18 protein-coding genes and 2 pseudogenes are annotated in these 25,131 nt (G+C 61.7%); 15 read left to right on the forward strand and 5 right to left on the reverse strand.

The window, feature by feature from the left end:
* Positions 1-14 precede the first annotated feature (14 nt).
* The 3 genes from ACA067_RS15545 to pssA form a co-directional block, all read right to left on the reverse strand.
* Positions 15-1,679 (reverse strand): AMP-binding protein, encoded by a 1,665-nt coding sequence (locus tag ACA067_RS15545; protein ID WP_497462576.1) that lies wholly within the window; start codon positions 1,677-1,679, stop codon positions 15-17.
* Positions 1,680-1,952: 273 nt separating this feature from the next.
* Positions 1,953-2,969, reverse strand: coding sequence for an AraC family transcriptional regulator (locus ACA067_RS15550; RefSeq protein WP_497462784.1), 1,017 nt, complete (start codon positions 2,967-2,969; stop codon positions 1,953-1,955).
* Between the two features lie 125 nt (positions 2,970-3,094).
* The gene (gene pssA / locus ACA067_RS15555; protein WP_497462577.1) at positions 3,095-4,438 is read right to left on the reverse strand and encodes a CDP-diacylglycerol--serine O-phosphatidyltransferase; all 1,344 of its coding nucleotides are present in this window, start codon (positions 4,436-4,438) and stop codon (positions 3,095-3,097) included.
* A 267-nt stretch (positions 4,439-4,705) separates the two neighbouring features.
* Here pssA and ACA067_RS15560 point away from each other — a divergent pair, with 267 nt between their 5' ends.
* The 3 genes from ACA067_RS15560 (at position 4,706) to ACA067_RS15570 (ending at position 6,844) form a co-directional block, all read left to right on the forward strand.
* Positions 4,706-5,269, forward strand: coding sequence for a TetR/AcrR family transcriptional regulator (locus tag ACA067_RS15560; RefSeq protein ID WP_497462578.1), 564 nt, complete (start codon positions 4,706-4,708; stop codon positions 5,267-5,269).
* A 56-nt stretch (positions 5,270-5,325) separates the two neighbouring features.
* Positions 5,326-5,802 carry a nuclear transport factor 2 family protein gene (locus tag ACA067_RS15565; RefSeq protein WP_497462579.1) on the forward strand — a complete coding sequence of 159 codons (477 nt, stop codon included), beginning with the start codon at positions 5,326-5,328 and terminating at the stop codon, positions 5,800-5,802.
* 262 nt (positions 5,803-6,064) lie between these two features.
* Entirely contained in the window at positions 6,065-6,844 is a 780-nt protein-coding gene (locus ACA067_RS15570) for a TSUP family transporter (protein WP_497462580.1), read from the forward strand.
* Here ACA067_RS15570 and nudC read toward each other — a convergent pair.
* Positions 6,812-7,642 carry an NAD(+) diphosphatase gene (gene nudC, locus ACA067_RS15575; protein ID WP_497462581.1) on the reverse strand — a complete coding sequence of 277 codons (831 nt, stop codon included), beginning with the start codon at positions 7,640-7,642 and terminating at the stop codon, positions 6,812-6,814. The two genes, ACA067_RS15570 and nudC, sit on opposite strands and share 33 nt — an antisense overlap.
* Before the next feature lie 5 nt (positions 7,643-7,647).
* Positions 7,648-7,740, reverse strand: a pseudogene (locus ACA067_RS15580) (enoyl-CoA hydratase); the annotation flags it as partial.
* A gap of 598 nt (positions 7,741-8,338) precedes the next feature.
* Between ACA067_RS15580 and glgA the strand changes: the two are divergent.
* From glgA to ACA067_RS15640, 12 genes and pseudogenes are all read left to right on the forward strand, one after another.
* The gene (gene glgA, locus ACA067_RS15585) at positions 8,339-9,925 is read left to right on the forward strand and encodes a glycogen synthase GlgA (protein WP_497462582.1); all 1,587 of its coding nucleotides are present in this window, start codon (positions 8,339-8,341) and stop codon (positions 9,923-9,925) included.
* Positions 9,926-9,939: 14 nt separating this feature from the next.
* A complete protein-coding gene (gene treZ / locus ACA067_RS15590) occupies positions 9,940-11,736 on the forward strand; it encodes a malto-oligosyltrehalose trehalohydrolase (protein ID WP_497462583.1) in 1,797 nt (598 codons plus the stop codon).
* Positions 11,733-13,811: a 4-alpha-glucanotransferase gene (gene malQ, locus ACA067_RS15595; RefSeq protein WP_497462584.1), complete on the forward strand. Its 2,079-nt coding sequence runs from the start codon at positions 11,733-11,735 to the stop codon at positions 13,809-13,811. The genes treZ and malQ overlap by 4 nt, the downstream gene beginning before the upstream one ends.
* A complete protein-coding gene (locus ACA067_RS15600; RefSeq protein WP_497462585.1) occupies positions 13,808-16,600 on the forward strand; it encodes a malto-oligosyltrehalose synthase in 2,793 nt (930 codons plus the stop codon). Before malQ ends, ACA067_RS15600 begins: the two co-directional genes overlap by 4 nt.
* A gap of 21 nt (positions 16,601-16,621) precedes the next feature.
* Positions 16,622-16,975: a DUF2934 domain-containing protein gene (locus ACA067_RS15605; RefSeq protein ID WP_497462586.1), complete on the forward strand. Its 354-nt coding sequence runs from the start codon at positions 16,622-16,624 to the stop codon at positions 16,973-16,975.
* A gap of 114 nt (positions 16,976-17,089) precedes the next feature.
* A complete protein-coding gene (gene glgX / locus ACA067_RS15610; RefSeq protein WP_497462587.1) occupies positions 17,090-19,252 on the forward strand; it encodes a glycogen debranching protein GlgX in 2,163 nt (720 codons plus the stop codon).
* A 1-nt stretch (position 19,253) separates the two neighbouring features.
* Positions 19,254-20,243, forward strand: a complete 990-nt coding sequence (locus ACA067_RS15615; protein WP_497462588.1) for an acyl-CoA dehydrogenase family protein — start codon at positions 19,254-19,256, stop codon at positions 20,241-20,243.
* Complete coding sequence (locus ACA067_RS15620; RefSeq protein WP_497462589.1) at positions 20,240-20,998, forward strand: PIG-L deacetylase family protein; 759 nt, start codon at positions 20,240-20,242, stop codon at positions 20,996-20,998. Before ACA067_RS15615 ends, ACA067_RS15620 begins: the two co-directional genes overlap by 4 nt.
* A complete protein-coding gene (locus tag ACA067_RS15625) occupies positions 20,995-21,594 on the forward strand; it encodes an SAM-dependent methyltransferase (protein ID WP_497462590.1) in 600 nt (199 codons plus the stop codon). The genes ACA067_RS15620 and ACA067_RS15625 overlap by 4 nt, the downstream gene beginning before the upstream one ends.
* A gap of 247 nt (positions 21,595-21,841) precedes the next feature.
* The gene (locus ACA067_RS15630; RefSeq protein ID WP_497462591.1) at positions 21,842-22,600 is read left to right on the forward strand and encodes a PIG-L deacetylase family protein; all 759 of its coding nucleotides are present in this window, start codon (positions 21,842-21,844) and stop codon (positions 22,598-22,600) included.
* 208 nt (positions 22,601-22,808) lie between these two features.
* Positions 22,809-23,609, forward strand: coding sequence for an endonuclease/exonuclease/phosphatase family protein (locus tag ACA067_RS15635; RefSeq protein ID WP_497462592.1), 801 nt, complete (start codon positions 22,809-22,811; stop codon positions 23,607-23,609).
* Between the two features lie 85 nt (positions 23,610-23,694).
* Positions 23,695-24,933, forward strand: a pseudogene (locus tag ACA067_RS15640) (autotransporter outer membrane beta-barrel domain-containing protein); the annotation flags it as partial.
* Between the last annotated feature and the right edge of the window lie 198 nt (positions 24,934-25,131).

Consider the following 25,131-nt stretch of genomic DNA (forward strand, 5'->3'; position numbering starts at 1 on the left):
TTGTTTCCTTGGATTCAAGCTGAAACGTTCTTCGCCGCAGCCTCTTGAGCCTTGGCGATTTCCTGGTTGCGCAAGATAAAGCGCTGCAATTTGCCGCTTGGGGTTTTCGGCAACTCGCTGACAAATTCGATTTCACGGGGGTATGAGTGCGCGGCCAGGCGCTTGCGCACGTGTTGACGCAGTTCTTCGGCCAATTCCGGTTCAGGGCGGTACTGCGCGCTGAGCACAACGAAGGCCTTTACCAGCTCGGTGCGTTCCGGATCAGGCTTGCCGACCACCGCCGCTTCGACCACTGCCGGGTGTTCGATCAGCGCACTTTCGACGTCGAACGGGCCGACCCGGTAGCCAGAGGTGGTGATCACATCGTCACTGCGGCCGACGAAGCTGATGCTGCCGTCCGGGTTCCACTCGACGGTGTCGCCGCTCAGGTAATAGTTGCCGACGAAGGCTTTGGTCGGCGCACCTTCGTAACCGCCGAACCAGCACATCGGCGACTGGGTACGATCGATGGCCAGGATGCCTGGCTGGCCGACGCCGAGTTCCTTGTACTCGTCGTCCAGCACCACGATGCGGTGGCCCGGCGAGGCAAATCCGGCGGCGCCCATGTGGATTGGATGCGCCAGGCCATGGTGATTGCACAGCACCATGCCCAGTTCGGTCTGGCCGTAATGATCGTGGATCACTACGCCGAGGTTGTCGGCAAACCAGCGGATCACTTCCGGGTTCAGCGGCTCGCCGGCACTGCTGACGATGCGCAGCTTGCCCTTGATCGAGCGGGCGAAGTCGTCGCCACCGGCGATCAACAGGCGATACGCGGTCGGTGAGCCGGTCAGGTTGGTGATCCCGTATTTGTTGATCACGCGGCAGGTGCTTTCGAGGGTGAACGGGCCATCGTAAAAGGTGATCGGATGGCCCATCGACATCGGCCCGGTGACGCCGAAATAGATGCCATAGGCCCAGCCCGGATCGGCGACATTCCAGAACGCATCTTCAGGGCGCAGGTCCACGGCGTCACGGGTGTAGCTCTGGAAGGCAACGATGGCCTTGAGCGGCACCGACAGCGCTTTGGACGGGCCGGTGGTGCCCGAGGTGAACATCAGCAGGAATGGGTCTTCGCCGGTCAGCAGCACCGGTTCGCACTCGGCGGAATAATTGGCCAGTTCGGCCCAGAAACTGTAATCGCCCCGGACGATGCCCTGCCCCTTGGGACCGGCGACGGTGACGATGGTCGGGCAGTCGGCCACTTCCATCAGTTTCGAGCGATTGACCGCGTCGGTGACCACCACTTTGGCGCCGGAGCTGCTCAAGCGATGTTCGATGGCTTTGGGGCCGAACGCGGTGAACAGCGGCTGATAGACCGCGCCGATGCGCCAGGTGGCGAACACGGTGATCAGCAACTCGATGTTACGCGGCAAGAGGCCGGCGACCTTGTCGCCTTTCTTCACGCCCTGAGCCAAAAGGAAATTGGCGAATCGCGCGGCCTTGTCCTGCAAGTCGTTGAAGGTGTAAGTCGCGCTGGCGCCGTCGCGGCCTTCCCAGAACAGCGCGATGCGCCCCGGCAAGGCATGCCGGTCGCAACACTCGACACAGGCGTTGAGGGCAGTCAAATCGCCCGCGAGTGCGGCGTCGACGGTGTGCTGATAATCGAACTGTGACGTGGCAGACAAGTAATCGCGCATTGCCAGAATCCCTGTGTCTTCTTATTAGGTTGGGGAACCGTAAGTAACAGGGAAATACTCGCTCTACACGGGGGGCGGGACAATGGTCAAAGCTATCAAGTTGTGTGACTGGTTTGGCCAAGATTCAAGACATGTGGCGCCAGTGCTGGCGCCTTCGCTGGCAAGCCAGCTCCTACAGGGGTTGGCGTTGATCACATATTCGTGTGCGCCGCAGAACCCTGTAGGAGCTGGCTTGCCAGCGAAAGCGCCAGATCAGGCACCACAAAATCCGGATCAATCAGCCTCGTTAAGGATCAAACTCCGGTAATGCCCCGGATTCGACCCCGACCACTTGCGAAACGCCTTGTAGAACGAGCTGGCATCGGCAAACCCCAAGCGCGTGGCAATCTCGGCAAAACTGATGGCAGGTTCTGCCAGCCACACGATCGCCAACTCCTTGCGCACGCTGTCCTTGAGGCCTTGATAGGTCTGCCCTTCTTCGGCCAGCCGCCGGCGCAAGGTCGAGGCCGACATGCACAGCTGCTGCGCCAGCGCCTCGGTCTCCGGCCAGCGTTCGGCGGGCAATTGCCGCAAATCGTGCTTGATCCGGCTGGCCAGGCTTTCCGGGTCGCGGTACTTGACCAGGATATTGGCCGGTGCATGCGCCAGGAAACGCTTGAGCTCTTCAAGGCAGCGCTTGATCGGCACATCCAGGCACTCGGCGGAGAAGATCATTCGCGTGCGCGGCCGATCAAAACGCAGGTTTTCGGAGAACATCACCTGATAGTCATCGCAGAAGTCCGGTTCCGGGCAGCGCAGCTCGATGGCCAGGATCGGAATCCGCCGTCCCGCCAGCCAGCAGGCCACGCCGTGAACGATCATCCAGTAGGTGAAATAGGTAAAGGCCCGACGCGGGTCCTGGTCGTCCTCCAGCAGCACGATCTCCGCCAGGCTTTGCTGGCGAACCAACTGTGCAGGCAAGTGTTCCAGCATCAGCGACAGAAAACCCAGGCCCGAGGTCAGGCCGGCGGCCAGGCTCGGCTGGACCATGGAGCAACGACAGAGAAACTCCAGGCTGCCCGACTTGAGCTTGCGCGGGTCCATGCCAAAAAACTCGTCGTCCCGGCGCCGGGCCAGCAATCGCCACAGGCGCGCATACGCAGTGGCCGGCACACGGGCGTCGGCGGTCTGCAGCAGTGCCGGATCGATGCCGACCTTGTCCAGCACCTCTTCGGTGGCAGCGCCCGGGGCGCAACTTTGCAACAGCGCTTCACGCACCAGTTGAATGGAAATGGTGTCTTTTTCCGCCATTGAGCGAGGCATGCCCTGTTGTTCGAGTGGTGGGCATATTAACGCAGCCCGCCGAAGCAATGGAGATCCTGTGGGAGCGGGCTTGCCCGCGATGACGCTTCATGGACCGCCCACTCGCCCTGGTCTTACAGAATCCGATAGAGCAACCGCTCAATCCGCACCCGACTCACACGCTTGAGAAATTTGGCCACCGCCGGCGGGTATTCCAGCAGTGTGTCCAGCTCCTGGTAACGCTCGATGCGGCGGGCGTGCTGGAAAATCTCGTCCAGCTCTTGTCGCCGCGGCTCAAGCAACTCACCGTTGGGGTCATCGATCAGCAGCGCGTTTTCCAGGTCCAGACGGAACGCCCGGGGGTTGAGATTGTTGCCGGTCAGCAAGGTGTAGCGCTGATCGATCCACATGCCTTTGAGGTGATAGGTGTTGTCGCCGTCCTTCCACAGGTGCAGGTTCAACAGGCCGCTGTCGACACTGCGGTGATGACGCTTGGCGAAGCGACGCAGGCTGATCTCGTACAGGTACGGCAGCGCCGCGATCACCTTGAACGGTTCGCTCGGCGGGATGTAGAAATCGTTGGCCGTCTTGTCCCCGACCACGATGTCGATTTTCACCCCTCGCGCCAGCGCCCGGTTGATTTCCCGGGTGACCGCCAGCGGCAGGTTGAAATACGGCGTGCAGATGGTCAGTTGATGCCGGGCACTGGCGATCAACTCGCAAATCACCCGGCTCAATGGATTGTTCTTGCCCACCCCGAGCAACGGGCTGACGATCAAGCCGTCCTTGGCGGTAGTGCCCGTGGTGGTGTCGTACGCCGCGTGCTTGAGGCGGCTGCGCAGGTCACCGATGTCGTTGCGCAGGCTGCGGGTAGTCGGCAGGTTCGGCAGGTCCAGGCGATGCACCGCTTTGGAGGCGATCAGGCCGTGCTGGATCAGGTGCTGCATCGAATCGGCCAGCGCGCTGTTCTGCAGCAGGTGATAACGGTCGTAGCGGTACTTGTCGAACTTGTGCAGGTAGACGTTGTTCAGACTGGCGCCGCTGTAGATCACGCAGTCGTCAATCACAAAACCCTTCAAGTGCAGGACGCCGAACAGCTCTCGGGTCTGTACCGGAACGCCGTACACCGGGACCGTGCTGTCGCGAGTACGGGTGGTTTCCTGATACCAGGCGGAGTTGCCCGGCTGCTTGCCGGCGCCAATCAAGCCACGCTGGGCCCGCAGCCAGTCGACGACCACCGCCACGTCCAGTTCCGGACGCGCCAGTTTGGCGGCGTGCAAGGCATCGAGGATTTCCTGGCCGGCTTCATCCTGCTGCAGGTAGAGCGCGACGATGTAGATGCGCTGGGTGGCCTGGGCGATTTTTTCCAGCAGGCAACGGCGAAACTCGGCAGCGCCTGAGAGGATAGTGACGGCATCGGCGGTCAGCGGAAAACTGCGCAGTTTGGGCAGCAGAGAGCGTTTGAAAAGCGACGGCATAGGGCTCGCAGTGGGTCGAATCCGAAGAGGTTGAGAGCTTACACCATGGATGGGTTTGGGTCTTGTTTGGGGCTTGTTCGGGTTTTGTTGGTGTCTGTTCTGGCGCCTTCGCTGCGATGCGGCGACCCGACAAGCCAGCTCCTACAGGGGAATACGATCACCTGTAGGAACTGGCTTGTCGGGTCGCCGCATCGCAGCGAAGGCAATTTCATAGGCGACAAAAATAGCCGCTTGACCAAGGAGAACGATCGTTCTACTGTTTACACCATGAACAAAATAACGAGCAACGACACACGCGACATCATTCTGGATGTCACCGAAAAGTTGATCTACAAAAGTGGCATTGCCGCCACCGGCATGGACCTTCTGGTGAAAACCGCCGGCGTCTCCAGGAAAAGTATTTACCGCTACTTCGCCAACAAGGAAGAGCTGACCGTCGCGGCCCTGCAACGACGCGACGTGCGCTGGATGCACTGGTACAGGAGCGCAGTCGACCAGGCCGAAACCCCGGCCGGGCGGCTTCTCAACCTGTTTACCGTGCTCAAGGCCTGGTTTGCCTCGGAAGGCTTTCGTGGCTGTGCCTTCATCAACACCAGCGGTGAAACCGGCGACCCGCAAGACCCGGTTCGCCAGGTCGCCAAAGACCACAAACAGAAGCTGCTCGATTACCTGCGTGAACTTTGTACCGAACATGGCGCTACAGACCCGGAGACGTTGGCCAGACAGCTGCTGATCCTGATCGACGGTGCCATTACCGTGGCGCTTGTCATGGGTGATCACAGTGCCGCCGATAATGCGCAATGCATGGCGCGAAAGTTATTGGACCTGTGACACTTCGAATAAGCCCGACAACTTGCTTGAATTTTAATCTGCCAGGGAGACTGTCAATGTCTAACGCCGAAGTTCGTCCGCCATTACCGCCCTTCACCCGTGAATCGGCCATCGAGAAAGTTCGCCTGGCCGAAGACGGCTGGAACTCCCGCGATCCGGAACGGGTGTCGTTGGCCTACACCCTGGACACCCGGTGGCGCAACCGTGCCGAATTCGCCAACAACCGCGAAGAAGCCAAGGGCTTTCTGACCCGTAAATGGGCCAAGGAACTGGACTATCGTTTGATCAAGGAACTCTGGGCCTTTACGGACAACCGCATCGCCGTGCGTTACGCCTACGAATGGCACGACGACTCAGGTAACTGGTTCCGTTCCTACGGCAACGAGAATTGGGAGTTCAATGAAGACGGTTTGATGGCCAACCGGTACGCCAGCATCAATGACATGCCCATCAAGGAAAGCGAGCGCAAGTTCCACTGGCCGCTGGGTCGTCGACCGGATGATCATCCAGGCCTGTCCGAGCTCGGCCTGTAAACACTGATCCAAATGTGGGAGCGAGCCTGCTCGCGAAGGCGGTGTATCAGTCAACATCGATGTTGAATCTGATGGACCTCTCGCGAGCAGGCTCGCTCCCACAGGGTCGGAGTGAACACAAACTATGTGAGCACCCTCAATCCTTGTGGGAGCGGGCTTGCCCGCGATGAGGCCAGAACAGTCGCCGCAAAGTCTGGATATAGGTAAGATACCGGCCCTCCCCCGCAGCCTCCTCCTGCGTCCTGCCGAATAAGCCGATTCCATGCCTTTCGAACTCAGCGTTGACCTCACCACCCTGGCCATCCTCGCCCTTGTCGCTTTTGTTGCCGGTTTCATCGACGCCATCGCCGGCGGGGGTGGCTTGTTGACCACCCCGGCACTGTTGACCGCCGGCCTGCCACCGCACCTGGTGCTGGGCACCAACAAACTCAGTTCGACCTTCGGCTCGGCCACCGCCAGCTTCACTTTCTACCGCCGCAAGCTGTTCCATCCAAGGCAGTGGACGCATGCTATCGTCGGCACCCTGGTCGGGGCGCTGAGCGGCGCCGTGGTCGCTCATTACCTGCCCGCCGAATGGCTGAACAAGATGCTCCCGGTGATCGTCTTCGCCTGTGGCCTCTACCTGTTGTTCGGCGGCACACCGAAGGCGCCGCTGGACAGCGACGCACCGATCAGGAAAAAGTGGCAATCGACCCAGGGCTTCAGCCTCGGTTTCTATGACGGTGTGGCGGGTCCCGGCACCGGAGCTTTCTGGACCGTCAGCAGCATGCTGATGTACCCCATTGACCTGGTGAAGGCCAGCGGCGTGGCGCGCAGCATGAACTTCGTCAGCAACATTGCGGCGCTGTCGGTATTCGTGTTTTCCGGGCAAGTGGACTGGATCATCGGCCTGAGCATGGGCCTGTCGGTGATGGTCGGCGCGTTCTTTGGCGCTCGCACCGCCATCAGCGGCGGTGCGAAATTCATTCGCCCGGTGTTCATCACCGTGGTACTTGGGCTGACCGTGCGGTTAGCCTGGCAGCACTGGTTCAGCGTGGCCTAGGCGCCGCGCCACATAGACGTCGATCAGGTAACGGGCAATCGAGCGTGACGCCGGCAACGGCGGCAGCACGTTGACGTTGAACCACTGGGCGTCTTCGATCTCGTCTTCCTGGCACACGATCTCGCCTCCTGCGTACTCGGCATGGAAGCCGAGCATCATCGAATGCGGGAACGGCCAGCACTGGCTGCCCATGTACTGGATGTTCCTGACCTCGATCTGCACCTCTTCACGGACCTCGCGAATCAGGCAGTCCTCGGCCGACTCGCCCGGCTCGGCAAACCCCGCCAGCGTGCTATAGACCCCGGTGACAAAACGCGGTGAGCGTGCCAGCAGGATTTCGTCGCCACGGGTGATCAGCACGATCATGCTCGGTGAGATGCGCGGGTAATAGCGTAAATCGCAAGGCTCGCAGTACATCGCCCGTTCGCGCACGACCTGTCGGGTCGCCTGCCCGCAATTGCCGCAGAAGCGATGCTCGCGAGCCCAGGTGCCAATCTGCGCGGCATAACCGAGCACTTTGAACACAGCGTGGTCGCCTTCGAGCATGAAGGCGCGCAAGCCTTTCCAGTTGCAGCCCGGTACTTCGCTGTGACTGCGCAACTCCAGCAAATAGACCGGCTCACCGTCCAGATGGCCGATGCCGTGCTCGGCGAGGATCGCCAGGTCCTGGCGTTTGAGCCATTCCCGTGGAAACAGCGCGCCATTGTCGTCGTACATAAACCCTTCAGGGCCGCGCGCCACGGCCCAGCCGCCGGGTTGATCGGTGTCCAGTACTGCTGTGGTCCAGCGTGAAATCATTTTAATCAATCCAGAAATTCGGGTTTCTGTTTGCTCAGAGGGGCAGCCATGGCCACGCGCAGATCGGTGGATTGCAGCATGGCGGCGTTCCAGGTGGCGTAGCCACTTCACGCAGCATGCCGTCACCGATGATCCGCGGCAAGCGTTGCACGCTGCCGACGTCGGTGGCCAGAACCAGGCCTGAACTATAACAAGGCCGCGTACTACGCCGTAAGGCAACGGTTCGGCCAAAGGCGGCACGCACCATGACAGCGCGCGGCCTCGCCAGGCGTTGCACAATAATGTGACGTTTCGTATTTTTTTTGGCGCCAAATCCTCGAAAACGCCGCCCTTCGTCGGTGCGTTTCGCCTTCCAAACGGGACGCCCGTACCTCTTTGAACCGATTGTCGAACAATTTTGCCAATTGGCCTTCCCCGCTCTAACTTCTGGCCTAGACTCCTTCCCGCGAGGTGAAACCGGTCAGTCATAAAGTGAAAAAAAAGTCGAAACTTTTACCCGACGCGACGGGTCACCTGAAAGGGAGGAGTGTTGCGGCTGGTGCAATCCTTGCAATGTCCATATCAAGCGTTACTGCTTCAGCGCATGGGCAGCATTTGCTGACCGATGCGTAGCGCGTTTGCGCCCGGCCACATGAATTGGCCACGGAACATCGTCTGCCAGACCTAAGAATTAGATCAATAACACGGGAGATTCATATGATCAGTGCGGCATTAGATATTCAGGGAGAACGTGCTCATCAGCAGGTCGGCGAGTCGAGCGTCGTGAATGCGGGCAGTGCCCAATCGATCAGCGTCCCGGGCACCAAGGCGCTGGCACCGGTTGCCAGGCACAATCCCAATAGAAAGAAAGTCTTGTTCGTCACCTCCGAAATTGCCGATCTGGTGAAGACCGGTGGCCTGGGTGACGTTTCCGCAGCGCTGCCCCGGGCCATGGCGCTACTGCACGACGTTCGTGTACTGATTCCAGGTTACCCGCAGGTACTGAACAGCGAAAACCCTATTCATATCATTGGCGAGCTGGGTGGCCACGCAGCCCTGCCCCCCTGCAAGATCGGGCGCATGGACATGCCGGACGGCCTGGTCATTTACGTGTTGATCTGCCCTGAACTCTACGAGCGCGAAGGTTCGCCCTACGGTGCCAACAACGGTCGCGACTGGCCGGACAACCATATCCGTTTCGCCCGACTGGGCCTGGCGGCCGCCGATATTGCCGCCAACCTCGCACAAATCCACTGGTGCCCGGACCTGGTGCACGCCCATGACTGGCCGGCCGGCCTGGCGCCTGCTTATATGCACTGGCGTGGACAGCGCACCCCGACCCTGTTCACCATCCACAACCTGGCTTATCAGGGCGTGACCAGTCTGGGATCATGCCCGGAACTGGGTATCCCCACCCATGCACTGCAGCAGGACGGCATGGAGTTCTACGGCAAGATGTCGTTCCTCAAGGCTGGCATGGCCTATTCGAGCCACATCACCACGGTCAGCGCGACCTACGCCCAGGAAATCACCACCCCGGCCTTCGGCTGCGGCCTCGACGGTTTTCTCGCCGCCAAGACCCAGCAAGGTCTGCTCAGCGGTATCCCCAATGGCATCGATGAAAGCTGGGATGCGGCCACCGACCCGCACCTGTTCTGCCCGTTCAGCATCGGCGATTGGGAGGGCAAGGCCGTCAACGCCGCCCACGTTCGTGAACTGTTCGGCCTGGACGATAGCGAAGGTCCGCTGTTTGCCGTGGTCTCGCGCCTGGTTTATCAAAAAGGCCTGGACCTGACCGAAGCCGTCTCCGAATACATCGTCGAATCCGGCGGCCAGATCGCGATCATCGGGCGTGGCGAGCCGGAAGAAGAACAAGCCATGCGTGAGCTGGCCCTGCGTTTCCCGGGGCAAATCGGCGTGCGCATCGGCTTTAATGAAACCGACGCCCGACGCATGTTCGCCGGCAGCGACTTCCTGCTGATGCCGTCGCGCTACGAGCCCTGCGGCCTGAGCCAGATGTATGCCCAGCGCTTCGGTTCATTGCCGGTGGCCCGCAATACCGGTGGCTTGGCCGACACCATCGAAAATGGCGTGACCGGTTTCCTGTTCGACGAATCCACGGTTGAAAGTTACCAGGAAGCCCTGAGCCGCGCCTTCAAGGTATTCGCCTTTCCCGACCTGCTCAATGCCATGCGCTGCCGCGCCATGGCCGCGCCATTCAACTGGTGCAAGGCGGTCGAACCCTACGCCGAACTTTACGAACAGCTGGTGGCTAAAGCACTGGGTAAATCGCACAGACAGTAAGAGGTTTTCAATAGATGCCGTTACGGACCCTTGAGACCTGGCCCCACGGCGCAATCATGCTGGACGCAGAACACACGCGTTTTGCCTTGTGGGCGCCAGATGCGTTTTTTGTCAGTGTCGAACTGGAAGATGGACAATCCTTGCCACTATTGCCTCAGGCCGATGGCTGGTTCGTGATCCATACCCGCTGCCCCGCCGGCACGCGTTACCGCTACAACATCGACGGTGAGCTGGAGGTGCCTGACCCGGCCTCCCGCGCCCAGGCCGGTGACATCCACCTGCACAGCGTGGTGGTCGATCCCCTCGCGTATCAGTGGCAACACAGCACCTGGCTGGGCCGGCCATGGAGCGAGGCGGTGATTTACGAACTGCACGTCGGCGCCCTCGGTGGTTTCAGTGATGTCGAGAAGCACCTGGCGCGCCTGGTCGAACTGGGGGTTACCGCGATCGAACTGATGCCGCTGGCGCAGTTCCCCGGTGACCGCAATTGGGGGTACGACGGCGTCCTGCCGTACGCGCCCCAATCCTCCTATGGCACCCCCGAACAACTCAAGCACCTGATCGACACCGCCCACGGCCATGGCCTGGCGGTGATTCTCGACGTGGTCTACAACCACTTCGGCCCGGACGGCAATTACCTGCATCGCTACGCCAAGGGCTTTTTCCGCGAAGACAAGCACACACCCTGGGGGGCTGCCATTGATTTCCGGCGGCGCGAGGTGCGGGACTTCTTCATCGAAAATGCGCTGATGTGGCTGCTCGAATACCGCTTCGACGGTCTGCGCCTGGACGCGGTCCACGCCATTGAAAGCCCGGACTTTCTCCAGGAACTGGCGCAACGGGTTCGGCAGCAGACAGATCCGGCGCGGCATGTGTGGCTGACGGTGGAGAACGAGCACAACCAGGCCAGCCTGTTGCAGGAAGGCTTCGACGCGCAGTGGAATGATGACGGCCATAATGCCCTGCATGTGTTGCTCACCGGCGAAACCGACGCTTATTACGCCGACTATGCCGACCACCCCACCGAGCAACTGGCTCGCTGCCTGAGCCAGGGTTTCGTGTTTCAGGGCCACGTCACCCGCCACGGTACAACCCGCGGAGAACCCAGCGGTCACTTGCCGCCCAGTGCTTTTGTGCTGTTTCTGCAAAACCACGACCAGATCGGCAATCGCGCATTTGGCGAGCGGTTGCATCAGCTGACCACTAGCGACGCCTTGCAAGCGGCGACAGCGCTGCTGTTGCTGTCACCGATGATCCCGCTGATGTTCATGGGCGACGAATTCGCCGCCGAAGAACCCTTCCTGTTTTTCACCAGCCACCACGGTGAACTGGCGGAACTGGTCCGTGAAGGACGACGTAATGAATTTGCCGCATTCAGCGCGTTTACCGATCCGCATAAACGTGAACAGATTCCCGATCCAAACGCACGACAGACCTTTGAGGCGTCCCGGCCCAAACTGACCGCCACTCGCCAATCGGCCATGCAAGGCCTGTATCGCCAATTGTTGCGGCTTCGGCATAAGCACATCATTCCCAATCTGCCCGGGACTTATGCCTTGGGCGCCGACGTCCTGGCCGAGGGCGCGGTGACCGCGCGCTGGCAACTGGGTGATGGCAGTCAGCTGCGTATTGATCTGAACCTCAGTGATACGCCAGTGGTCCACTCACCACAGGCCGACGCTTTGCTGCTGTTCGCACACCCACCGCAATCGGCCGGCCTGTTGGATCAGGGCACGCTTGCCCCGTATTGCGCGCTAGTCAGCCTCACGGCCGCACCCCTTATGCTACCCCCGGATGGAGAGCGCCAATGAGTGATGCGCAACTGGAAATACTGGCCAGCCGAGCTGGTTTGGCAGTCGACTGGATCGACGCCAACGGCCGCCCGCAGAAAGTCGCCCCATCGGTTTTACGCAACGTGCTCACCGGACTCGGCCACCCCGCCGGCTCCGCACAGGAAATCGACGCCAGCCTGCTGCAATTGCAGCAAGTGCAACAGACCCGCCACCTGCCGCCGCTCATCACCGCAGACGTCGGCGTCGGTCTCAATCTGGCGCATTACTTCGAGCCGCAAACGCCCTGCGAGGTCCATCTCGAAGATGGCTCGCGGCTCCACCTGAAACTGGATGCCGAGGCGATTCTGCCCGGCCTGATTCCGGTCGGTTATCAGCACGTCAGCATCGACGGACAATCCTTTACCCTGGCCGTCGCACCGGCTCGCTGCTACAGCGTCGGCGATGCCGTCGACAACCCGATCCCCCGCGCCTGGGGCCTGAGCGTCCAACTGTACGCCTTGCGCCGTCCCGGTGACGGTGGATTCGGTGACACCCAGGCCCTGGAACATCTGGTCCGGGTCGCTGGCGAGCGTGGCGCCGAAGCGTTGGCGATCAGCCCGCTGCATGCGATGTTTGCCAACGATACCCATCGCTACAGCCCTTATTCGCCGTCCAGCCGTCTGTTCCTCAACAGCCTCTACGCGGCACCAGGCCTCATTCTCGGTGAGCGCGCCGTGCGCACGGCGATCGATGCCACGGGGCTCGCCGCCGAACTCAAGCACCTTGAACAACTGCCTCTGATCGATTGGCCGATGGCCGCCGAGGCCAAGCATCGTCTGTTGCAAGCGCTCTACGAAGGGTTTGTCCAGGGCGAACACCCGCTGCATGCCGACTTCAGCAGCTTCCGCCACGCCGGCGGCGAAGCCCTGGAAAACCACTGCCGCTTCGAAGCCATTCAGGAAGCCCGCGCCGCCAAGGGTGAAGGCCTCGACTGGCGCGAGTGGCCCGAACAATGGCGCGACCCGCGCAGCGCCGCCCTCGCCGGGTTTGCTGAAGAGAACGCCGGCCGCATCGGCTTCTTTGCCTTCTGCCAATGGCTGATCACCCGCTGCCTGGAGCGCGCACAAACCGCCGCCCGCGCCAGCGGCATGAGCATCGGACTGATTGCCGATCTGGCGGTGGGTGCCGACGGCGGTGGCAGCCAGGCCTGGAGTCGCCAGGACGAATTGCTCGCCTCCCTGACCGTGGGCGCACCACCGGATATTCTCAACCGCACCGGCCAGGGCTGGGGCATTTCGGCGTTCTCCCCCGAAGGCCTGGTACGCAACGGTTTTCGTGCGTTCATTGAAATGCTCCGGGACAACTTCGCCCATGCCGGTGGCCTGCGCATCGATCACGTCATGGGCCTGCAACGGCTGTGGGTGATTCCCAATGACGCTCCACCTGCGGACGGCGCCTACCTGTATTACCCGGTGGACGACCTGCTGCGCTTGCTGGCCCTCGAATCCCATCGTCATCAGGCCATCGTGCTCGGCGAAGACCTGGGGACCGTGCCGGACGGTCTGCGGGAAAAACTCATCGCCCGCTCGATCCTCGGCATGCGCGTGTTGCTGTTCGAACAGGACAACGCACGCTTCAAGCCAATGCTCGACTGGCCGGACAACGCACTGGCCACCACCAGCACCCATGACTTGCCGACCCTCAATGGCTGGTGGCATGGCCACGATATCGACTGGTATGCCCGTCTTGGCCTGGTCGACGCCCCGAGTGAAATCGAATGGCGCCAGCACCGTGAACGCGAGCGCGAAGGCTTGCGCCGAGTGTTAAGCGAGGATCCGCAGAACTTTCGCGAGGAGTCCCATGAAACCGATCAGGTGCTGGATGCCGCGATCCGTTTCCTCGGGCATACCCCCGCGCCGCTGGTGCTGCTGCCGCTGGAAGATGCCCTGGGCATCGAACAGCAGGCCAACCTGCCCGGCACCACCGACGCCCACCCCAACTGGTCCCGACGCCTGCCCGGTGACAGCGAAACCTTGCTCGATGACCCGGACGCCGCCCGGCGCCTGGAACTGCTCGCCTGCGCGCGACTTCAGGCGGCCGAGCGTGACCAATGAATCAAGCGCTCATCCAACCGTTGCGGGCGACCCTGCGACTGCAGTTTCATAAAGGCTTCACGCTGGATCAGGCGGTGCCGCTGGTACCCTATTTCGCCAGCCTGGGCATCAGCCACATCTATGCGTCACCGCTGCTGAGCGCCCGCCCCGGCTCCATGCATGGCTATGATGTGGTGGACCCGACCACGGTCAACCCGGAGCTGGGCGGCGAAGCGGCATTGCGCCGCCTGGTCAGCACCTTGCGTGAGCACCGGATGGGGCTGATCCTCGACATCGTTTCCAACCATATGGCCGTCGGCGGCGGCGACAATCCCTGGTGGCTGGACTTGCTGGAATGGGGGCGACTGAGTCCCTACGGCGAGTTCTTCGATATCCAGTGGCATTCCCCCGATCCGTTGATGGCCGGCCAGCTGCTGCTGCCCTTCCTCGGCAGCGATTACGGCGTCGCCCTGCAGGACGGCACCCTGCCCTTGCGCTTTGATACAGAGCACGGCGCGTTTTATGTCGAGCACTATGAGCATCACTTCCCGATCTGCCCGACGAGCTACGGCGAACTGCTAAAGGCCGATGACGCGCTGAATGCCGATCAGGCAGAGCAACTCAAATCCCTGGCAGACCGCTTCAGCACTTTGAGCTACCAGATGGACGCGCACAGCCTGGCGATCCCGCTCAAGGCCGAGCTGCGCGATCTCGCCGCTGATCCGGCCATTGCGCAAGCGCTCCAGCGCAGCCTGGACGCTTATGATTCGCTGACGCGCGAGGGGTTCGAGCGTCTGCACACCTTGCTGGAGCGCCAAAGCTATCGCCTGGCCAGTTGGCGCACAGCGGCGGACGACATCAATTGGCGGCGCTTTTTCGATATCAACGAACTCGGCGGCCTGCGGGTCGAGCGGCCGGCAGTGTTCGAAGAGACCCACGCGAAGATCTTCGAGCTGGTAGCCGAAGGCCTGGTCGACGGCCTGCGCATCGATCACATCGACGGCCTTGCCGACCCGCGTGGTTATTGCCGCAAATTGCGGCGCAGGGTCGACAGCCTTTCACCGCAGCGGCACCTGCCGATCTTCGTCGAGAAGATCCTCGGCGAAGGCGAAACCCTGCACCGCGACTGGTCCGTCGACGGCACCACCGGTTATGAATTCATGAACCAGTTGTCGCTGCTGCAACACGACCCGGAAGGCGCCCTGACCCTGGGCAAACTCTGGAGCCGATACAGCGAACGGCCCGCCGATTTTCGCCAGGAAGCGCAACTGGCACGCCAGCAAATCCTCAGCGGTTCCCTCGCCGGAGACTTCGAGAGTGTCGCCCAGGCGTTGCTGCAAGTCGCCCGGGACGACCTGATGACCCGCGACCTGACCCTCGGCGCGATCCGGCGGGCGTTGCAGGAACTGATCGTGCACTTCCCGGTGTATCGCACCTATATCAGCCCCCGTGGCCGCAGTGCCGAAGACGATGTGTTTTTCCAGCAGGCCATGGACGGCGCCCGGCAATCGCTCAGCGAGGCCGATTGGCCAGTGCTCGATTGCCTGGCGCGCTGGCTCGGCGGCGAACCGTGGCGCAAACGCCCGGCGGGTCGCCAGCGCAAGATGCTCAAGCACGCCTGCGTACGCTTTCAGCAGTTGACCTCGCCGGCCGCCGCCAAGGCTGTGGAAGACACCGCGTTCTATCGCTCGGCGGTATTGCTGTCGCGCAATGACGTGGGGTTCAGCACCGAGCAGTTCAGTGCGCCGGTCGCCGATTTCCACGGGGTTTGTGTCAGCCGACTCGAAGCGTTTCCCGACAATTTGCTGGCCACCGCCACCCACGACCACAAGCGCGGCGAAGACACCCGGGCGCGCCTGGCGGTGCTGAGCGAACGCAGTGCCTGGTACGCCGAGCAAGTGCCGCTCTGGCAAGCCCTTGCCCGGCCTCTGCGCAATGACGACCAGATGCCATCGACGGGTGACGAGTTGATCCTGTATCAAGCGATCCTCGGCAGCTGGCCGCTCGACCTCAGTGAAAATCCCATAGCGATCGAGGCGTACACTCAGCGACTGTGGCAGTGGCAACAGAAAGCCTTGCGCGAGGCCAAGTTGCAAAGCAGCTGGAGCGCGCCCAACGACGCTTACGAACAAGCGGTGCAGCAATTCCTGCAACGACTGATGCTCAGTCCCGAAGGTGAACTGTTGCGCGCCGCCCTGGGCAAGGCGGTCAACACCCTCGCCGCCCCCGGCGCACTCAATGGCTTGGCGCAAACCTTGCTGCACATGACCGTGCCGGGCATACCGGATCTTTATCAGGGCAACGAGTACTGGGATTTCTCGCTGGTGGATCCAGACAACCGGCGCCCGGTGGATTACGCCAATCGACAACAGGCCTTGCAAGCCTTTTCGGGCTTGCCCGAGCTGCTGACGAACTGGCGCGACGGGCGCATCAAGCAAAGCTTGATTGCCCAGGTGTTGAACCTGCGGGCCGAACACGCCGAGCTGTTTCGGCGAGGGGCGTATCAAGCCCTGGAAGTTGTCGGCAGCCAGGCGCACCGGGTGCTGGCGTTTGCCCGCTCCTGGGAACGAAAACGGGCGATCGTGATCGTGCCGATACGCTGCGCCGAACTGCTGAAAAGCAGTGCCGATCCGCGAGTTGACGCGCTGCTGTGGGGCGATACACGGGTCAAGTTGCCGTTCGCCACCGCTGATGTACATTTGATGGGACTTTTTTCAGCCACCGCAGTCACAACCCAAGGGGAACTGATGATCAGCGCTGCGCTGGGGGAATTCCCGGTCAATCTCTTTATCCAAACTACCGACACTTGAGTGCAGTTCAGGAGCATAGCGATGAGTACCGAAGATAAACGCGTCCGCGAGTTTGCCTATCAGATCTGGGAATCTGAAGGCAAACCCGAAGGCCAGGAAGCCCGTCACTGGGAGATGGCCCGCAAGCTGGCTGAAGCCGAAGCCCTGTCACCGAACAAGTCGTCAAAAGCGCCTGGCAGTAAAGCGGCCGCGACCAAGACAGCGACGAAAAAGCCCGACGGCAAGTTACTCAATGACAAGTCACTCGACGGCAAGGGCGCTGAGCCGAAAACCAAGGCCAAGGCCAAGCCGGCAGCTGCATCATCGGTGATCCCGCCCGGCGAAAAAGCCGCCGTGAAGAAGCCTCGCGCCGCGCGTAAACCACCCGCGGTCTAACGCTTCCCTACCTGTGCTGAATGAATGCGTGGCGAGCCCCCCTCGCCACCGAGGGCTCGCTCGCCCTCGAAAAACGCCAGAGCCAAGAATTGTCCCCCCTTTGCAGGAGCATGTATGAGCAGTCCAAAGAAATCCGCGCCAGAACCGCACGTCGAGACGCCATCGCGAATCCGTGAAGGTTTGCCCTTCCCGCTGGGCGCGACCTGGGATGGCCTGGGGGTCAATTTCGCCTTGTTTTCCGCCAACGCCACCAAGGTTGAGCTGTGCATCTTCGATGATGCCGGTGAAGTCGAGCTGGAACGCATCGAGTTGCCGGAATACACCGACGAGATCTACCACGGCTACCTGCCGGATGCGCATCCGGGGCTGATCTACGGCTACCGCGTCTACGGCGCGTACGATCCGGCCAACGGTCATCGCTTCAATCACAACAAATTGCTGATCGACCCCTATGCCAAACAACTGGTCGGCGAGTTGAAATGGTCCGAAGCCTTGTTCGGCTATACCATCGGCCATCCTGACGCCGACCTCAGCTTCGATGAACGCGACAGCGCGCCCTTCGTGCCCAAATGCAAAGTGATCGACCCGGCCCACACCTGGGGGCACGACCATCGTGTCAGCGTGCCGTGGGACAAGACGATCATTTATGAGACTCACGTACGCGGCATCAGCATGCGTCACCCCTCCGTCCCCGAGAGCCAGCGTGGCACCTTCGCCGGGTTGATGGTGGATGACGTGCTGGAACATATTCGCAAGCTCGGTGTGTCGACCGTGGAGTTGCTGCCGATCCATGCCTTCGTCAATGACCAGCACCTGCTGCACAAAGGCATGACCAATTACTGGGGCTACAACAGCATCGCGTTTTTCGCCCCCGACCCGCGTTACCTGGCCAGCGGCAAAATCGCCGAATTCAAGGAGATGGTCGCGCACCTGCACGAAGCCAATCTCGAAGTGATCCTCGACGTGGTGTACAACCACACCGCCGAGGGCAATGAACAGGGCCCGACCCTGTCCATGCGCGGCATCGACAACGCCTCGTATTACCGCTTGATGCCCGACGACAAGCGCTACTACATCAACGATTCCGGCACCGGCAACACCCTGGACCTGAGTCACCCCTGTGTGCTGCAGATGGTCACCGACTCCCTGCGCTACTGGGCCACGGAAATGCACGTGGACGGTTTCCGTTTCGACTTGGCGACCATCCTCGGCCGCTACCACGACGGGTTCGATGAGCGTCACAGTTTTCTCGTGGCCTGTCGTCAGGACCCGGTGCTGCGTCAGGTGAAAATGATTGCCGAGCCCTGGGATTGCGGCCCGGGCGGTTATCAGGTCGGGGGTTTCCCGCCGGGTTGGGTCGAGTGGAACGATAAGTTTCGCGACACCGTACGCGCGTTCTGGAAAGGCGACGACGGCCAACTGGCAGACTTTGCCAGCCGCATGACCGCCTCCGGCGAGATGTTCAACCAGCGAGGCCGGCGGCCATACGCCTCGTTGAACTTCATCACCGCCCATGACGGTTTCACGCTCAACGACCTGGTGTCGTACAACGACAAGCACAACGAAGCCAACGACGAGAACAATCAGGACGGCAGCGATAACAACCTGTCCTGGAACCACGGCGTCGAGGGCCCGACCGACGATCCCGAGATCAATGAACTGCGCCAGCGGCAGATGCGTAATTTTTTCGCCACGTTGTTGCTGTCCCAAGGCACACCGATGCTGGTGGCCGGCGACGAATTCGCCCGCACCCAGGAAGGCAACAACAACGCCTATTGCCAGGACAGCGACATCGGCTGGGTCAATTGGGACCTGAGCGAAGACGGCAAGGCCCTGCTCAAGTTCGTCAAACGCCTGATCAAGTTGCGCCTGGCCTACCCGATCCTGCGCCGCGGACGCTTCCTGGTGGGCAATTACAACGAGGACATCGGGGTCAAGGACGTCACCTGGCTCGCGCCGGATGGCAGCGAAATGACCATTGAACAGTGGGAAGAAGCCCATGGCCGCTGCCTGGGCATGCTGCTTGACGGCCGCGCTCAGGAAACCGGGATCCGCCGCAAAGGCGGGGACGCGACCCTGCTGCTGGTGGTCAACGCCCATCATGACGTGGTGAACTTCCTGCTACCGGAAGTGCCCGATGGCAGTTTCTGGACCTGCATGATCGACACCAATCAGCCGTCCATTCGCGGTCAGGAACGCTTCGAGTTTGGCCACGAGTACTCGGCCACCGGCCGTTCGTTGCTGCTGTTCGAATTGCAGCGTGAGGACGAAGAGTGAAATGGACCTCCAGGGATTTCTTCATGGCCAGTCACCGGACTACGCCGATACCCAGGCGTTAGGCCGGTGCCTGCGGGCCCTGGTGGAGACGGGTCTTGATCAGCTTCCGCTGCCCGGCGGTGGCCGGACCCTGGAGCGTTTTCAGGCGCTGGCCGAGGTCGGCGGGCATGACCTTGGGTTGTGCAAGTTGTACGAGGGCCATACCGATGCGCTGGCGATCATCCAGCAACTCGGTGGTTCGCCAACACCGGGCAGTACGTGGGGCATGTGGGCCGCCGAACCGCCCCACGCGCGGGTACACGTCAGCCCACACGGCCGATCGGTTGCATTGAACGGACGCAAGGCCTGGTGTTCGGGAGCTGCGGTGTTGAGCCACGGCTTGCTGACTGCCTGGGACGAGCAGGATCGACAGCAACTGGTGGCGGTGGCGCTGGATCAACCCGGTGTGACCATCACCGATCAAGGCTGGCAAGCCGTCGGCATGGGCGCGACCGGCAGCGTCGACGTGCTGTTCGACGGCGCTCAGGGGCAGGCCATCGGCAACCCCGGCGACTACCTGCAACGTCCCGGCTTTTGGCAAGGCGGGATCGGCATTGCCGCCTGTTGGTACGGCGCCGCCCGGAGCATTGCCGAACGTCTGCGCCGTCACTGCGCCCACCGCGAAGAACCCCATGCTCTCGCCCATCTCGGGGCCGTCGACAGCGCATTGCAGGCCGCTGCCGACGTGCTGCGCGCCAGTGCCCTGAGCATTGACGCCGCACCACTGGACGACGCCGAGCTGCTGGCCCGTCGCGTGCGGGCGGTGGTCGAACAGAGTGCCGAGCAGGTCATCCGGCATGTCGGCCACGCCCTGGGCGCCGGTCCCTATTGCAAGGATCGACAATTCGCCCGGCTGATCGCCGACCTGCCGGTGTTCCTGCGTCAAAGCCACGCCGAACGAGACCTTGCCGCACTGGGTCGACAGGTCATCAACAGAACATGGAGCTTATGAAAACCAATCCAATCGTCGGCCAGGGTACGCCCCTGCACCTGTGGCAAACGTCCAGCCACCTGGCGCAGTTACCGGTGATCGACATCCTGACGCTGGTACCGGAAGGTTCCCGGGCCGTCATCATCGCCCCCCATCCGGACGATGAAGTGCTGGGTTGCGGCGGCTTCCTGCAATTGCTCGCCGCCGCGAATCGGGCGCTGCTATTGATCTCGGTCACCGATGGCAGCGCCAGCCACCCCGGGTCCGAACGCTGGCCGGTGGAACGCCTGAGCGCGGTCCGCCCGCAGGAATCCGCTGAAGCCCTGCGCCGCCTCGGCCTGCCGCTGCACAGCCTGAAATGGTTGCGCGGCGGGTTTGCCGACAGTCAGGTGGCGGCATGTGAGGCCGAATTGAGTGACTTTATTGAGCGCCACCTGTGCGCCAACGACGTGGTATTCACCACGTGGTGTGAGGACGGTCATTGCGACCATGAAGCCGTGGGCCGCGCCAGCACTGAAGCGGCCCGGCGCGTCGGGGCAACCCTGCACGAACTGCCCGTCTGGACCTGGCATTGGGCAACCCCCGATGACAGTGGCGTGCCCTGGCATCGGGCGCGAAAAGTCTTGCTCAAGCCCCATCAGGTGGCACGCAAGCGTCATGCCGTGCACGCCTTCGCCAGCCAGTTGGAAGGCGACCCGCACATCGGCTTGCCGCCGGTCCTGGCCCCCTATGTATTGGATCGTTTGCTGCAACCCTTCGAAGTGGTGTTTGTATGAGCGTCGAGGATCGCTACTTCGACGGCTTGTTTGCGGGTAACGACGATCCCTGGGCGTTCCGTGATCGTTGGTACGAACAGCGCAAACGTGCCATCACCCTGGCCGCGCTGCCCCGGCCACACTATCGCGCCATCTTCGAGCCGGGTTGCGCCAATGGGGAACTGAGTGCCGACCTGGCCACCCGCTGCGACCGCCTGTTGTGTTGCGACACCGCAGCCGCCGCAGTGACCCTGGCCCGCACGCGTCTGAGCCTGTTCGAGCATGCCGAAGTCCGTCAGAGCCGCCTGCCGGGTGATTGGCCGAACGAACAGTTCGACCTGATCGTGCTCAGTGAAGTCGGCTACTACCTGGACGCCGCAGACCTCAAGCGCCTGATCGAACGCGCCGCACAATCGCTGACCGCCGACGGCCAACTCCTGGCCTGTCACTGGCGCCCGCCGATCGATGACTGCCCGCTCAACGCCCGAAAGGTCCACGACCTGCTCCACGACCATTTGCACTTGCCGCGCCTGGTCCTGCATCAGGAGGCCGATTTCCTGTTGGAACTGTGGAGCCGCGAACCCCGTTCGGTGGCGACCCTGGAGGGCTTGCGATGATGGGCGATATTTCCATTGTATGAAGATCGCTCCCGCGTAGGCGCTGCCGCAGGCTGCGATCTTTTGATCTTCAACACGAATTGCGCGGGGCCTGGCGCGAAAAACGATTCGCCACTGGGTCAGGAAGATAAAAACGTACCAGATAGAACATCGACGCGACGAATGGCATGACATGAGCAATACTCTGCTCGCGGCAATCCAGGGTTTGGAGCGCTGCACATTGCAATCAAACAAGGACGTAACTCCGATGAAACCTGTTTCCATCAATGAAAGCAGCCAGAGCGCGCAGATCTGGAACAGCGCCCCTCAGCTGGACACCATCCCCGTGATCAACACCGAAACCCTGGTCCCTCCCGGTGCGCGTGCCGTGGTAATCGCGCCGCATCCCGGTGATGAAGTCGTGACCTGCGGCGGCTTGCTGCAATTGCTCAGCACCTTGGGTCATCCCCTGCAATTGATTTCGATGAGCGACGGCAGCGCCAGCCATCCGGGGTCGCAGCAGTGGTCGGAGAAACGCTTGAGTGTGTTTCGCCCCCAGGAAAGCGTCGAAGCCTTGCGCCGGCTGGGCTTACCGATGCACAGCCTGAAGTGGATTCGCGGCGGTTTCACCGACAACGCCCTGGCCGAGCGGGAGCTTCAACTGACTCAATTCATTGCCCGTTACTTGCGCCCCGGCGACGTGGTGTTCAGCACCTGGGGCGAGGACGGCAATGATGACCATGAGGCGGTTGGCCGGGCCAGCGCCAAGGCTGCCGCCATGATGGGTGCGAGGTTTCATGAAGTACCGCTCCGGGCCTGGCACTGGCCGACCCGCGATCGCGCAATGATTCCCTGGCACCGCGCGCGCAAGATCCGGCTCGACACCTGGACCGTCGCGCGCAAAAGCCACGCCACTCACGCTTACGCCAGCCAGCTCGACGGTGAGCCGGCCATCGGCCTCGCCCCGCTGCTGCCCCGGGTGCTGCTGGAGCGGATTCGCTTGCCGTATGAAATCGTCTTTGTCTGAGCCAACCCCGAACCAACTGTGGGAGCGAGACCGGCTTGCCGGCGAAGGCGGTGGCACATTCAATATTGATGTGTCTGACAGACCGCTTTCGCGAGCAGGCTCGCTCCCACAGTTGATCGGCGGCGGACCCACTTTCCTGGAACACTACTGAACTGCCCGCTCCCGCATCAGTCGCATACATAAGCAGCCCGAAATCAGAGGAGTGAACGTGAGCAGTGATTCCAAGCCGCAGGCCATCGAATCCACGCCGCTGGACACACCACCGGTGATTCATCGGCTGAGAGTTCTCACCGTCAACACCCACAAAGGTTTCACGGCGTTAAACCGACGCTTCGTTCTACCGGAACTGCGCGAAGCGGTGCGCAGCACCTCGGCGGACCTGGTATTCTTGCAGGAAGTCGTTGGCGAACACGGGCGTCATTCCTCTCGTTTCAACAACTGGCCGCAAACCTCGCAATACGAGTTCCTGGCCGACAGCATGTGGAGTGACTTCGCCTACGGTCGCAATGCGGTCTACCCCGACGGTCACCACGGCAATGCCCTGCTGTCGAAATACCCGATCCGCGAATACCGCAACCTCGACGTCTCGATCACTGGCCCCGAACGCCGCGGCCTGCTGCATTGTGTGCTGGATGTTCCGGGACACGTCGAGGTCCACGCGATTTGCGTGCACCTGAGCCTGCTGGAAAGTCATCGCCAGTTGCAGCTTCAGCTATTATGCCAGCTGCTCGAATCCCTGCCTGATGAGGCGCCCGTCATCATCGCCGGCGACTTCAACGATTGGCAGCTCCAGGGCAATGCCGCCCTGGCGCGCCGCGTCTACCTGCATGAAGCCTTCGAACGCCATCATGGCCGGCCCGCAAAAACGTACCCGGCGCGGTTTCCGCTGCTGCGCCTGGACCGGATTTACCTGCGCAACGCCAGCAGTCATGACCCGCGGATATTGGGTACCAGGCCGTGGACACACCTGTCGGATCACTTGCCGTTGGCGGTGGAAGTACACCTCTGAAGACCCGCGCTTATCTTGGGCTACCTGTCATTTGTGACAGTAGTCGCGTTGTAAATCTATTGCTACGGTGGCGGCGCCATCGCGCCATCTCGGTGAAAGCACCCTCGCCCTTACTCCCGCCATCGATGGTGGCAACGGCAACGACCTGCTGACCTTCGATGGGACCACCGCGGCGGGCAGTGATCGTTACCGCAACTGGGAAACGGTCCGCCTGAACAATGGCTCGCGTTTCGACCTGGATGGCACTCTTCGGCTGGGGGACAGCGTCAGCGGTACCGGAGAGTTCACTATCGACGGCAGCAGCACATTGACTTCGGCCCAGGGCAGCATCACGCCTTTCACCGCTGGCCAGTGTGCCACCTTGAACAACGCCGGGGTGATCGACTTGAGCAGCGGCAATGCCCGCACCAGCGACACCTTGACGGTCCAGGGCAATTACGCGGGCAACGGTGGTCAGTTATTTTTACAAAGTGCGCTGGGTGACGACAATTCCGCGAGCGACAAACTGGTGGTCAGCGACGGGACATTGACGGGCAATACCCTGATTTCTGTCACTAATCTTGGCGGCGCAGGAGCCCTGACCCGCCAGAATGGCATCCAGTTAGTGCAGGCCCAGGGCACGGCCATCAGCAACAGCGACGCCTTCGCACTCAAGGGCGCGGTTTCGGCCGGTGCTTTTGACTACCGCCTGTTCAAAGGGGGCGTTACCGCCGGGAGTGAAAACAGTTGGTTCCTGCGTTCGGCCGTTGTCGCGCCAGCGGTGACGACCATTCCCAACCCTGATCCGGGCTTGCCGCCCATCACGGTTCCGGTGGTTGCCACACCGGTAGCGGCTCTCGCGTCGGTCGGTGGCCCCGAGCTGCCAGCGTTGCCAGCCGCTGTGCCAGGTGCCGCTCCGATTGCCCTTTACCGTCCGGAAGTCCCAACCTGGTCCGTGCTGCCGCCGGCTGCCGCGCAATTGACCCTGGCGGCTTAAGGCACTTTTCATGATCGCCAGGGCGATCAGCGCCTGCTCACTGAAACCGGTGCCTTGGGCGCTGGCTGGGGCCGGGTCTATGGCAAAAACTTCGACCAGACCTGGGCCGGCACTGTGACACCGCGGCTCGACGGGTCTCTCAACGGCTTTCAGGTCGGCAATGACCTGTTCGGTTCACAATTGGCGGGCGGGCAAACCTGGCGCATGGGTTTATTCGTTGGCCACAACCGCCTGAAGGGCGATGTCGACGGCTTCAACCAGGGCTTCGAGGGCAAGCGCGCCGGCAAGGTAGAACTGGAGGGTGACAGCCTCGGCCTGTACGGGACGCTGACCGATCCAGATGGCGGGTAGCGTTTCGCGAAGGTTACAGTTCGCGCTTTTTTGACGATTTGACGAACAAACAAGAGGTTAGAGAAACGCCATTATTCAGTCACTTATAGCCCCTAAAAATAGCAGTACCGCTTATCGGCCAATTTCTTGACGCAACGTCAACGGTCTTCTTAGCTACACGTTACTACCCCCGGAACCATACCAGGGGCAAGCCTC

The organism is Pseudomonas sp. LBUM1674 (genome assembly GCF_059695635.1).